This window comes from Paenibacillus sp. Marseille-P2973 (assembly GCF_018101095.1).
In the GTDB taxonomy this organism is placed as follows: Bacteria; Bacillota; Bacilli; order Paenibacillales; family Paenibacillaceae; genus Fontibacillus; species Fontibacillus vini.
Genome location: NZ_JAGQEH010000004.1, coordinates 66,518 through 79,068 on the forward strand (window position 1 = coordinate 66,518; position 12,551 = coordinate 79,068).

At 52.3% G+C, this 12,551-nt stretch carries 8 protein-coding genes; 7 read left to right on the forward strand and 1 reads right to left on the reverse strand.

Going from position 1 to position 12,551, the window contains the following annotated elements; translation table 11 throughout:
* Positions 1–119 precede the first annotated feature (119 nt).
* The gene (locus KB559_RS09875; protein ID WP_211021581.1) at positions 120–5,300 is read left to right on the forward strand and encodes a choice-of-anchor I family protein; all 5,181 of its coding nucleotides are present in this window, start codon (positions 120–122) and stop codon (positions 5,298–5,300) included.
* 121 nt (positions 5,301–5,421) lie between these two features.
* Here the strand turns inward: KB559_RS09875 and KB559_RS09880 are convergent, their stop codons facing one another.
* The gene (locus KB559_RS09880) at positions 5,422–7,044 is read right to left on the reverse strand and encodes a glycoside hydrolase family 9 protein (protein WP_211021582.1); all 1,623 of its coding nucleotides are present in this window, start codon (positions 7,042–7,044) and stop codon (positions 5,422–5,424) included.
* Between the two features lie 223 nt (positions 7,045–7,267).
* On the opposite strand from KB559_RS09880, the gene KB559_RS09885 reads away from it, so the two are divergent.
* The 6 genes from KB559_RS09885 to KB559_RS09910 all read left to right on the forward strand — a co-directional run bounded on the left by KB559_RS09885 (position 7,268) and on the right by KB559_RS09910 (position 12,542).
* Positions 7,268–8,851, forward strand: coding sequence for a histidine kinase N-terminal 7TM domain-containing diguanylate cyclase (locus KB559_RS09885; protein ID WP_211021583.1), 1,584 nt, complete (start codon positions 7,268–7,270; stop codon positions 8,849–8,851).
* Between the two features lie 15 nt (positions 8,852–8,866).
* Positions 8,867–9,622 carry a YwaF family protein gene (locus tag KB559_RS09890; RefSeq protein ID WP_211021584.1) on the forward strand — a complete coding sequence of 252 codons (756 nt, stop codon included), beginning with the start codon at positions 8,867–8,869 and terminating at the stop codon, positions 9,620–9,622.
* Entirely contained in the window at positions 9,619–10,137 is a 519-nt protein-coding gene (locus tag KB559_RS09895; protein WP_247681718.1) for a mismatch-specific DNA-glycosylase, read from the forward strand. The genes KB559_RS09890 and KB559_RS09895 overlap by 4 nt, the downstream gene beginning before the upstream one ends.
* Before the next feature lie 129 nt (positions 10,138–10,266).
* Positions 10,267–11,037 (forward strand): amino acid ABC transporter substrate-binding protein, encoded by a 771-nt coding sequence (locus tag KB559_RS09900; RefSeq protein ID WP_211021585.1) that lies wholly within the window; start codon positions 10,267–10,269, stop codon positions 11,035–11,037.
* Positions 11,038–11,116: 79 nt separating this feature from the next.
* Positions 11,117–11,776: an amino acid ABC transporter permease gene (locus KB559_RS09905; protein ID WP_211021586.1), complete on the forward strand. Its 660-nt coding sequence runs from the start codon at positions 11,117–11,119 to the stop codon at positions 11,774–11,776.
* A 13-nt stretch (positions 11,777–11,789) separates the two neighbouring features.
* Positions 11,790–12,542 carry an amino acid ABC transporter ATP-binding protein gene (locus tag KB559_RS09910; protein WP_247681719.1) on the forward strand — a complete coding sequence of 251 codons (753 nt, stop codon included), beginning with the start codon at positions 11,790–11,792 and terminating at the stop codon, positions 12,540–12,542.
* The last annotated feature ends 9 nt before the right edge of the window (positions 12,543–12,551 follow it).

Sequence of the window (12,551 nt, forward strand, 5' to 3'; positions counted from 1 at the left end):
GATTGACTTGAATGTAATTTCAAGCAATCCTCTTTTTTTACATAAGTCCTTGATAAAAAGGAAGTTCCGATAACATTCCCCCGGTACACTCAAGGTTAAAATCATACGAATATGGGGGAATGGTTTTGAAATCGAAGACGGTTAGCTTGATTTCGCTGCTGCTGGCTGCGGAAATGATTCTGGGATCACTGGTACCGGGTACCGTTCGGGCCGAGGCGATACTGCCGGCAGCTTCAGAAGCGGGACCCGGAGTGATTTCCGGTGATATGGAGACTTCTGCGTTTGCTCTTGTAGATACCGATGCGGATGCGGCTGCCGAATCAGGCAATGAAGGACAGGCAACCCAGGATTTCGGGTTAACCGACGTTGAATTGCCTGCTGCTCAGACAGGCAAATTCTATAGCGTCACCCTGGACGTTTACGGAGGACAGGCTCCGTACAGTTATGAGGCGGAAGGGCTTCCGGCAGGCCTGATTTTGGGAGCGGCCGAAGGCAAGCTGGAAGGAACACCTGAGCCGGGAACGGAAGGAACTTATCCGGTGAGGGTTAAAGTTACGGACGCTTCCCTTCCCGCCCGCAGCTTCAGCAGTACGCTGGAGCTGGAAGTGAAGCCGGAGGAGACCGGAAGCGTCCTTCCGCCGGCTATCGATACTTTGCAAATCAGCAAGATCGCCGGATATGCTGTCGGAACTACGAACAAAGACGGCGGTGTAGCCGAAATTGTGAGATTCAACCGGGATAACGGAAAGTTCTATCTGGTCAACGGATCTACGAACCCGCCGTCTATCGATATCGTTCCGCTTATGGGAGACGGCACGCTCACAAAGGAAAAGAGCATTGATGTCAAAGCGCTCGCTGAATCCGGAGGTTTTCAATTCGGAGACCTGACCAGTCTGGACATCAATTCCGCGACAGGGACAATTGCTGCGGTGGTGCAGGAAGCCGCGTATGACAAGAACGGGAGAATTCTGCTGCTCGACTATGACGGGAATTTCTTGCAGTCCTATGAAGCCGGGGTTCAGCCCGATATGGTGAAATATACATCGGATGGCCGTTATATTCTGACGGCGGATGAAGGGGAACCGCGCGAAGAGGGTGTAGACCCCGAAGGCAGCGTGACGATCGTCGATACGCAAGAGGGTAAGGTTACCCGTGTTAAATTTGATGATCCAAGCGTGATTGATGATCTCGTACACATTCGCGGCACATCGGATGCGAAAGGGAAGATTACCGGAAGCGGAGATAAGGCCGACGCTGTGTATGATCTTGAGCCGGAATATATCGCTCTTTCCGCCGATGAGTTGACGGCTTATGTGTCGCTTCAGGAGAACAATGCAGTGGCGATTATCGACATCCCCTCCGGTAAAGTGGTCGGTGTTCACGGACTAGGGTACAAGGACCTGAATGATCCGCGAAATGCGCTCGATCTGGTGAACGACGGAGCGATCAAGCTTGAAAATGTGCCTTTCTATGGCATGTATATGCCTGACGGGATCGCTTCTTACACGGTGGATGGACAGACTTATCTGTTGACCGCCAATGAAGGAGACGTTACCGAATGGCCAGGCCGTGAGAACGGCAGCAAAATTTCGAAGCTGGTCGACTTGAATCCGAATTCGGAGGCGGCACTCTTTTTACAGGGAAAAGAGGCTGTTTATGGCAAGACCGAAGTCGCCGGGGATATGGGGAATGACGGGGTTTATCTCTACGGCGGACGTTCGTTCTCCGTTTGGAATGCGGGTGATCTGACCCAGGTATATGATAGCGGAAACGACTTTGAACGGATTACCGGGGAGCGCTTGCCGGACTATTTCAATGTCAGCAACAGCAAGGTGGAGAAGGACGACCGCAGTGCCAAAAAAGGGCCTGAACCGGAATACGTTGCCGTCGGGGAGGTCGGAAGCAAAGTGTTTGCGTTTATCGGACTGGAGCGGATCGGCGGGGTGATGACTTATGAAATTACCGATCCGGAACATCCGGTATTCGTGAATTATTCCAACACGCGCGATTTTGCCGCCGGCCTGAACACGGATTCGGGTCCTGAAGGACTGGAATTCATTCCGGCTTCCGACAGCCCGACGGGCCGTCCGCTTCTGCTTGTAGCCAATGAGGTTGGCGGAACGGTAGCCGTTCTGGAACTGAAAGTTACGAAGGTTACGCTCGATAAGACGGCTTTGTCGCTGACGGTCGGCGGTCCCGCAGGCAAGCTGAATGCGTCGGCGGAAACCGGTGACGGTGCCGGTGCGGAGGTTCGGTGGAACTCGGCGGACCCGCAAGTGGCTGAGGTGGATAACGAAGGAAACGTAATGCCAAAGGCGGCAGGGCAAACCGTGGTCACAGCGCGGAGCGAAGATGGTTATGGAATGGCGGAAGCCGTCGTTACGGTAAGCGAAGCTGACGCGGATACATGGAAGCTGACAGTGATGCATACCAACGATACGCATGCTCATTTGGCCGAGGTGGCGCGGCGGGCGACGCTGGTGAAGCAGATCCGCGGCGAAGGGGGCAACAGCCTGCTGCTGGATGCCGGGGATGTTTTCTCGGGGGATCTTTATTTTACGAAGTGGCAAGGGTCCGCAGATTTGGCCTTTATGAACTATTTGCAATATGACGCCATGACGTTCGGAAATCATGAGTTTGACAAAGGAACCGGGGTGCTGGCCGAATTTGTGAAAAATGCACATTTTCCGCTGGTCAGCTCAAACATTGATTTCAGCAAGGATAAGAATATAGCGCCGCTGCTTAAAGAACCTGTCTCGTTCGGCGCCGGTAAGGATGGATCGGGTGTCAAGTCCGGGGTGTATCCGTATGTTGTTCTGGAGGTTGACGGGCATCGTGTCGGTGTGTTCGGCATGACGACCGAGGATACCAAAGAAACGTCCAGTCCCGGAAAAGACGTAGTGTTCCGCAACGCCGAAATTGCGGCGGAAGAGACGGTTCGGGCTATGAAAAAGGAAGGAATCAACATCATCATCGGACTATCGCACTTGGGATATGCGCGGGACAAGGGATTGGCCAAAAACGTAGAAGGCATTGACCTGATCGTCGGCGGCCACACGCATACGAAGCTGGATACTCCGGACGTAGTCATCGATGAAGTTCATCAGACGCCTACACTGGTTGTTCAAGCGAACGAGTGGGGGAAATTCCTCGGTCGCGTCGACCTGGTATTCGATAGTCAAGGCAACGTATTGACGGGCCCGGGGCAAACGGGGGGCGGTTTGATTACCGTTGACAGTAAAGTGGAAGAAGATTCCATAGTCAAGGAAATGCTGGCCCCATACAATGCGGAGCTGGAGGAATTGAAGAAGCAGGTTGTGGGGGTCGCGGCTGCCGTTCTGGACGGGGAACGCGCTCAGGTTCGGTCGAAGGAAACGAACCTCGGCAACCTGATTGCTGACGGAATGCTGGCCAAGGCGAAAGCGTTGAAGGATGCGGATATCGCTCTGATGAACGGCGGAGGAATCCGCGCTTCGATCGATCAAGGGGATATTACGATGGGCGAGCTGCGGACCGTCATGCCGTTCGGTAATACGCTGTATGTGCTGGATGTGACCGGGCAACAGCTCAAAGACGGCCTGGAGAACGGGATCAGCGGCGCCAAGTCGGCCGATCTTCCGGGGAAATTCCCGCAAATCGCAGGCATGAAGTTTAAGTGGGATCCGGCTCAGCCTGCCGGGGCGAAGGTGTTCGATGTACAAATCAAACAGGGACAGGGATTCGTGCCGCTGGATTTGAAAGCAACCTACCGGCTGGCTACCAACAGTTTTGTAGCTAACGGGGGTGACGGATATACTTCCTTTGCACAGGCGATCGAGCAAGGTGCTTATCATGAGGATCTCGGGTACCCCGACTACGAAATATTTATGGAATATGTGGCAGCACTGGGCGGTACGGTCACGCCAAAAGTGGAAGGCAGGATCATCGAGCAGGCAAAGCCTGGAGAGGTCGGCGGGAACCCGGGCGGCTCCTCGCCAGGCAGTGGCAGCGGTACAGGCTCTGTGACATCCCCGGGAGCGGCGTCGCCTTCGGCGGGCCAGGAGCCATCCGGTTCCCAGGAGTCCGTGAGTGCGGCTGAGCTTGCCGGAGATTCGCTGAAACGTTGGGAGACGGTAAATGCGGCCGGACAAAGCATCACGCGGGTGAGCGTGATGTCGACGGAGATATTACAGTCTGCTCTTGATGCAGCTTCTTCAAATCCGCAGGGCGAGCTATTGATTTCACTTCCGGAGTTGAAGGGCGGAGTGGAACTCCAACTCCCGCTTCAAACCTTGGCGGCCGGAATCAAAAAGGGCAGCCAGGTCGCGCTCGTGATCGAAACTGCTCTGGGGACTTATCATCTTCCGCTGGGAACGCTTGGACAGAGCTTGAACCATGGAGGAAACCTGTCCGTATCGATCGTTCCGGTAACGGCCTCCTTACAGAAAGAGTTGAATCTTAAAACGACAGCTTTGGGAGGTTCCGTCATAGATGCTTCGGCCGTTGACTTCCGCGTATCCGTCGGTTCGGACGGACAGGAGCAGCAAGTTGTTGATTTAGGCATGAAATATATCAGCCGCGTCGTTTTCCTTGAGGGGGCGGGCGCTAATGTCATCGCGGTGAGATACGACGAGCGTGACGGGAAGCTGTATCCCGTACCGGCCGTAAGCAGAAGCGAGAACGGAAAGGCGCGTCTGGAAATAAAATCTCCGGAAAATGGAGTCTTTATGGTCATCGGGTTCCGGAAACAATTCAATGACGCCAACGGACATTGGGCGGAACGCGAAATTGAAGCTATGGCTTCGAAGCTCATTGTCCAAGGGATTAATGACAGTCATTTTGCGCCTGGTCGGGAGATTACGAGAGCTGAGTTCACGGCCCTGCTCGTAAGAAGCTTGGGACTGTCGCCCAAGGCTTCCGGCAGCGGATTCGGTGATGTCGCGACAGGCGGCCCTCTATCCGGAGAAATCGGCGCTGCGGTCGCCTCCGGCTTGGTGAACGGAAAAGGAACGAACGCATTCATGCCGGACGACCGTATCACCCGGGCCGAGATGGCGGTTATGGTTTCGCGGGCTATCCGGCTCCTTGAAACCGGCCGCACGGAAGTAGAAAACGAGCTGAATGCGGCACAAGCGTTGGCCCGTTACTCCGATAGCGCAGCCATCCCCGACTGGGCGGTTTCCAGTGCCGGATTGCTTACGCAACGCAGCATCGTGCAAGGGGATGCGGACGGGGAATTCACTCCTTCAGGATTTACGACCCGCGCCGAGGCCACGGTCATCCTGCTAAGAATGATGCAAGCTTTGGAGTTGGCGGATTAGGAACTCCGCGTATCAAAGAATTAGAGTAGTCACTAAGTTATAAGAAAACGCGCGAGCGTATGGGTGGTGACTTAACCCATACAACTCGCGCTATTTGATTTCTATTTGCTGCTGAAATATTTTATTTCACAAAATGGGAGACCACGAAGACGGCAGGGGAGTTCCAGTAAATCGTCACCTCATTGCCGGCATAGCTGAGCTCGTCGTCGATAAAGCATTCGGCGGGCGCTTTGCCTTGCAGGTGCTCCATCATGCAGTCATCGTTCAGCCCGCGGTTCGGACCGCCGGCTACGAGACCGGGCACAGGGGCGGCCACGCTGTCGCCGACAGAAGGACGATGGTGCGGATGCATCACCGGGCGATCGCCATAACCGGTCACATAGCTGATATCAAGCGGGTTGCGGCCCATTAAATAATGAATATGGTCCAGCGCCATAGCTTCATACTTGTCGTTGCCGCTAAGATGGTAGGCGATCAGCAGCAGCATGGCTCTATTCATAACGACCATATTGCTGCCCCAGATGTAATCCGCCGAGGTTAGCGAAATACCGTAGCCGTCAGCGGTGCTGATCGCCGCCAGCTTGTCGGCTTCCTCCAGCAGTCCGTCTTTAAGCCAGTTAAGCAAAGCGTTATCGCCCTTAGCGGAATCCTGGAGCAGATAAGCGAAGGTTCCATAACCGCCCATATCGGCCCAACCCAATTCGTATTTCGGGAACTGCTGCGCAGCCAGCGCTTTGAAATGCGTATGATAGGTTTCGTCTCCGGTCGTCCGGAACAATTCGGCAGCCGCCCAGTAACGCTCATCCAGATCCTGTTCATCCCCGTATTCCCCAGTACCGATATCCTGCGGGTTTTTAAAGCCCGGAACTTCAGGATGATCCAGCAACCACTGCCAAGCCCGCTTCGCGGCTTCCAGACAGCGGTCCGCAAAGACTTCGTCAAACGGGCGATAAACCCGCGAAGCCATCGCCATGACGCCGGCCAAGCACCCGGTAGCCGTTGCCGAAACAGGGAGGAAATACAAATCCGCCAGATCGTCTTCCGGCATGACATTCAAAGCCGGAAATTGCTTGGTCGTCAATTTGTGAAACGCGCCGCCGGTACGGTCATCCTGCATTTTGAACAGCCATTCCAGTTCATAACGGCATTCATGCAGCACATCCGGCGTGATGCCGTCCGTTTCCGGAATCGGAAGCGGGGACCTGAATGCCTGTGGGTTTAGTTCGAAGGCAAGCAGCAGGTCAGCAACCGCTTTGGCGCCAGGGCCGGTGTATTGGCCGTAGTCTCCGGCGTCATGCCAGCCCCCCGTGCTGTTCAGCTTCACTTCGGGATCATCGTATACGGTTCCGTCCGCCAGATGGCACGCTGCATGACTCCAGGGTCCGGCATATTCTTCACTCAAATCGCATCCGCAGCGGAAAAGATAAAAAGCTTTTAAAAGACCCTGATGGAGCTCCTTATACGGGTTATCCGCAATGACAAACGGAGCGGAAATCTCATCGCCCAGACTGACATAATAGCTGCCGGGTTCTGCAAGCGCCGAGAAGTCGCCTGAGCAAACCGCCGTTCCCGCGGCCTCGTCAGGTTGCAAGGGTCCGGTTTCTCCCTGAAAAACCGGCTTGCCGGTAACCGAATGGATAACTTCGAATGTTCCTGATTTGCCTGCGCTGATGACGGATTTTTTGGCATTTAGCGGGTATCCGATCTGGTCGACGGTTAAACAGCGTTGTTTTGCTTGAGTCATTGGGAATCCCTCTTTTCCAGGTATAAAGTGTATTATCCACTCTTCGGAAAACGTTTTCCGAGATACGCTCCATTATATCAAAAAAACAAAAACTTTATAGTGATAAATTGATGAATGCTATCAATAAAACATCTATTACAGGGCGAAAAATGAATTCTTCCGCTGATGTCGGCACTTATGCTACCATATAACTAATATTTGAAATGATGGAGCTACCTTGTAAATGAACTCACCGATTAGCATCTTTATTGTTTTGGCGGCATTGTCAGGTGTACTGAGTGTACTGCTTGCCATTTATGCGTTTGTGAACCGGAACAAGTATTCCGGAATCAACCTGTTTTTCTGGATCACCGGGCTGTCGGCCATTTATGCGTTCGGGTTTGCCTTCGAATTGACAGGGAACACATTGAAGGAAATTATGTTCTGGGCGAATGTGGAGTATGTAGGGATGCCCTTTATCGCTCCGCTTAGTTTGATGCTGGTCATGTACTATGTGGGGCTGGAGAAGTTTATAACTGGCCGTAAGCTTGTTCTGATGCTGATCATTCCGGCCATTACGCTGGTGATGATTACGACGAACGAGTGGCATCATCTGTTTTACCGAGACAGTTATTTGAATCCCAATGCCCCCAGACCCATGATGGATATCGTGATGGGGGAGTGGTATGTCGTCCACGGAAGCTATACTGTCGGCTGTCTGCTGGTAGGTACTTTCCTGCTGCTGCGTTATTGGAACCGGAGAAAAAAAGTGCTGAGACGCCAAATAGCGGCTCTGTTAATCGGATTCGTTTTGCCGGGATTTGCTTCTTTTCTGTATTTGATGAAGCTGACTCCCTACGAGATGGACCTTGTACCGATCATCATGTGCGTGACTTCCTTCTTTTATATATGGGCTATCCGAACCTCCGGCTTGATGATCGTTGCGCCCGTGGCCAGAGAATATATTTTTGACAGTATGCGTGACGGCGTCCTGGTCGTTGATCCGGCCGGCCTGCTGGCGGATTTCAATCCGGCAGCGGCGATGATGATTCCCGGACTAAGCTCCGCAAATATCGGCAAGCCCGTTAGCGAACTCCGTTTGTCCGAAAACTTCAATGAGCCTGTCTTCGATTTTCATTCCGATCACAATGTGACCGATGAAAAAGAATTCAGCTGGAGCATCGGCCAGGAAACCTGTTATTATCATATTCACTCCTCTCCGGTCATTAACCGCAGAGGACGGTTCGTGGGAAAGACGATAACGGTGATGGATGTCACCGAGCGTGCCCGCATGGAGGAGAAATTGACGTTGCTGGCCTCTTACGACGGGCTGACTGGGATTTTCAACCGGACTTTCTTTATGGAAACGGCGCGCGGCAAACTGGCGGAGGCCGAAAATGCTAAGGAATCCTTTTCGCTGATCGTTTTTGATATCGACTTTTTCAAACATATTAACGACCGGTTTGGGCACGGAGTTGGGGATCAGGCGCTTCGTCATATCGCGGCCCTCGGTGAACGGTATCTTATGACCGGCGGCCTCCTCGGCAGATACGGAGGAGAGGAATTTGTCATTGGCCTCCCGGGGATTCATCTTCCTGAAGCGGCGGCCGCTGCTGAGAAATTGCGCCGGGAAATCGAGAACACACCGCTGAACTCGGCGGAAGGTCCGATCAGGATTACAGCCAGTTTCGGAGTCGCTGAATTCGGGTTGTCCGGACAGTCGCTGGAGGAGCTCTTTATGGAGGCGGACAGGGCGTTGTACCGTTCCAAAGAGAACGGGAGAAACCGGGTGAGCACGGCGAAGGATGATTTGGTGCTCCAACGATAAAAAGGGGGGGATTCTATGAAGGAATCAGCATCCGTTTTTTCTTCCGGGCAAGCGCCGGAATTTTTGTTCTTTTCTCCATCCCATCTTATCTGGATCGGTCTGCTGATTGTGATGATTCTGGGACTTTATGCGGCCAGAAAAAGAATCCGATCCCGGAAAGCCTTGCGCCTTGGGGTGAGATTCGGATTACTGGGCTTCCTCCTGATTTCCGAGGCCACTTTAAATGTATGGTATTGGACGGAAGGAACCTGGAATGTTCGTCATACCCTTCCGCTTGAGCTGTGCAGCATAACGCTGCTGCTGTCGATCATTATGTTATGGAGCCGAAGCAGATGGTTGTATGAAGTCCTGTTTTTTGCCGGCATCGGCGGGGCGCTACAGGCTATACTCACGCCGAATCTGGCTTACGGGTATCCGCATTTCCGGTTCTTTCAGTTTTTCATAGCTCATTCGCTGATCATTTTAGCTCCGTTATATATGACCTGGATCGAACAATACAGGCCTACCTGGAAATCAATCGGGAAAACGATGCTGTTCTTGAACGGCTTGGCTCTGATCATTGGGCTTCTGAATTATGTCATCGGAGCAAATTATATGTTTCTGCTGCGTAAGCCGGATACGCCTTCCATTCTGGATATGCTTGGACCGTATCCTTACTATTTGCTGGCCGAGGAAGGGATTGCGCTTCTTATATTTATTGTAATGTACGGTGTTTTCTTTGCCCTCACGGATAGAATAAAAGGCCGGAGTCAGGAGGCGGCAAAGTTATGAATAATGAACTGAGCGAAGTGTCGGATCATCTCGATTTCGGCATGTCCATCGTCTTTATCGGATTCAATCCTAGCATCCGGTCCGGGGAAGCAGGACATCATTATGCTAATCCGCGCAACAACTTCTGGCGCATTTTGCATCAATCCGGGCTAACCCCGCGCTTGTACGAAGCATCGGAAGACCAGGACCTGCTCAAGCTGGGTTACGGATTTACGAACATCGTTGCTCGTCCTACCCGCGGCGCTGAAGATATAACGCGCGAAGAATATAAACAGGGTCGGCTTATACTGCGGGACAAGCTAAGAGAGTATCGGCCGCGAATCGCTTGTTTTGTCGGCAAGGGCGTTTATACCGAATACAGCGGCCGACCTCGGGCGGATTGGGGGTTCCAGAGTGAATCTATCGTGGATGGGGTAATCGATTTCGTCGCCCCGTCTTCCAGCGGCCTGGTGCGGATGAAAATGGAGGAAATCATTGGAATCTATCGGGAGCTTGCCTTATTTGTGACAGATTAAGATCAGTTTCTGGAAAACTTTCATTTCTCTCGACTCTTCTTTGGTAGTATGGTATCATGAGAATCTGATAACGTATTAACGAACTAAAGCGTATAGAGCTTTTGTCAACAAGATGGGGGAGAAATTCAGATGAAGAGAAGCGCAATTTTGATAGTGGTATTGGGTATGATGTTAATGGCTCTGGCCGGTTGCTCCGGCTCAGGCAAGGACGATAATAAGCTTGTGATCGGAATCGACGACAAGTTCGCTCCGATGGGCTTCCGGGACAGCGATAATGAGCTTGTCGGATTCGATATCGACTATGCGAAGGCAGCGGCAGAGAAGATGGGAATGGAAGCGACTTTCCAGCCGATCGACTGGTCGGCCAAGGAATCCGAGCTGAACAGCGGACGAATTGACTTGATTTGGAATGGCTACACAATTACCGATGAGCGCAAAGGGAAAGTTCTGTTTACTAAGCCATATTTGAAAAACAGCCAGGTGGTTGTGACTTTGGCGGATTCACCAATATCCGCAATCAGCGAACTGGCTGGTAAGGTCGTTGGCCTTCAATCGCTTTCCTCAGCGGCGGATGCTCTGGATTCGAACCCGATTAAATCCGAGGTCAAGGAAGTATCCGCGTTTCCGGACAATGTGCTCGCTTTGAGTGATTTGAAGACAAAACGTCTGGATGCGGTCGTGATAGATGAAGTAGTGGCCCGCTATTATATGTCCAAAGAAGAAGGAACCTTCAAATTGCTTGATGAATCGCTTGCTCCCGAGGAGTACGGCATCGGCGTGAAGAAGGGTAATGACGAGCTGCTGGACAAGCTGCAAAAGGCATTGGATGAGCTGAGCCAGGACGGGACAGCTGCACAAATCTCCGAGAAATGGTTCGGGGAAGACAAGGTGCTGAACTAGATTCCATTTCAGTGACACTAAGAAAAACCGGATTGAACTCTAAATCCGGTTTTTAGTTTTCATATGAGGAGAGTTACTTATGAGTCTGGATTATTTATGGGATATTACGGGACCGATGCTGGAAGGTGCGAGAACGACGATTCTGTTGTTCTTTATGGCGATTTTAACCTCCATTCCGCTCGGTTTTGTCTTTACGTTAATGGTCAAGAGCCGCGTAAAACCGCTGGCCTGGATCGCCAATGTTTATATTTATGTCATGCGCGGAACGCCTTTGCTGCTGCAGATGCTATTTTTCTGTTTTGGACTGCCGGTCATTCCGGTGATCGGGGAATATCTGGTTATGGACCGTTTTGCCGCCGCCTGTCTGGCGTTTACTTTAAACTACGCCGCCTATTTTGCTGAAATATTCCGGGGCGGACTTCTGGCGATAGACAAGGGCCAGTACGAAGCGGCACAAGTGCTTGGACTGGGTCGTTGGCATACGATGACCCGGATTATTCTTCCGCAAATGTTCCGGATCGCGCTTCCGGCGGTATCGAACGAAGCAATTACCTTGGTGAAGGATACGGCACTTTTATATGCGGTCGCGGTTCCCGAACTATTGCATTTTGCTCAAACTGCTGTCAACCGTGATTTTACGATTATGCCGTTTGTCGTTGCCGGTGTTATTTATTTAGCGATGACGTTGGTGCTGACGTTCTTCTTTAAGATGCTGGAGCGGAAATTTAAATTTGATTAAAGGAAGACTTGCGATGACGAACAATGCCATTATTGAAGTAACCAATATGCGAAAATCTTTTGGAAAGCTGGAAGTGTTGAAGGACGTGTCCTTTCGCATAGCTCCGAGCGAGGTGGTAGCGGTGATCGGTCCTTCGGGCTCCGGGAAAAGCACGATGCTTCGCAGTCTTGCACACCTGGAAGAGGTGAATGGAGGAAGCATCCGGATCGGAAATGAAGAACTCGTTCATAACGGTGTTTATCCTTCCGGGGGAAAGATCAAGGAAATTACATCCCGGATGGGGATGGTGTTCCAGCACTTTAATTTGTTCCCCCATTTGACGGTAAGAGCCAATCTGGAATTGGCTCCGAAGCTGATGAAGAAATATTCGGCCGAGGAAATCCGGAGCAAGGCTTCGAGCCTGCTGGAAAAAGTGGGATTGCAAGATAAGGGGGATGTCTACCCATCCAATTTGTCCGGAGGCCAGAAGCAGCGTGTAGCGATTGCCCGGGCGCTTATGATGAGCCCGGAAATTATGCTCTTTGACGAGCCGACCTCGGCGCTCGATCCGGAGTTGACCGGCGAGGTTCTGCAGGTCATGCGCCAATTGGCCGATGAGCAGATGACTATGATCGTCGTGACCCATGAAATGGGCTTTGCCCGTGAGGTGGCCGACCGGGTCATGTTCATGGCGGACGGCGAATTCATCGAATCGGGAACGCCGGAGCAGTTGTTTGGAAGTCCGCAGCATGAGCGGACTAAAGCGTTTTTAAACCGGGTGCTGTAGTCGCAGCCC

Excerpts from the sequence above, each read along its gene's own strand:
- KB559_RS09880 (WP_211021582.1), bottom strand. The coding sequence starts at position 7,044 with ATGACTCAAGCAAAACAACGCTGTTTAACCGTCGACCAGATCGGATAC.
- KB559_RS09910 (WP_247681719.1), top strand. The coding sequence starts at position 11,790 with ATGACGAACAATGCCATTATTGAAGTAACCAATATGCGAAAATCTTTT.
- KB559_RS09875 (WP_211021581.1), top strand. The coding sequence starts at position 120 with ATGGTTTTGAAATCGAAGACGGTTAGCTTGATTTCGCTGCTGCTGGCT.
- KB559_RS09890 (WP_211021584.1), top strand. The coding sequence starts at position 8,867 with ATGAAGGAATCAGCATCCGTTTTTTCTTCCGGGCAAGCGCCGGAATTT.
- KB559_RS09895 (WP_247681718.1), top strand. The coding sequence starts at position 9,619 with ATGAATAATGAACTGAGCGAAGTGTCGGATCATCTCGATTTCGGCATG.
- KB559_RS09900 (WP_211021585.1), top strand. The coding sequence starts at position 10,267 with ATGAAGAGAAGCGCAATTTTGATAGTGGTATTGGGTATGATGTTAATG.
- KB559_RS09885 (WP_211021583.1), top strand. The coding sequence starts at position 7,268 with ATGAACTCACCGATTAGCATCTTTATTGTTTTGGCGGCATTGTCAGGT.
- KB559_RS09905 (WP_211021586.1), top strand. The coding sequence starts at position 11,117 with ATGAGTCTGGATTATTTATGGGATATTACGGGACCGATGCTGGAAGGT.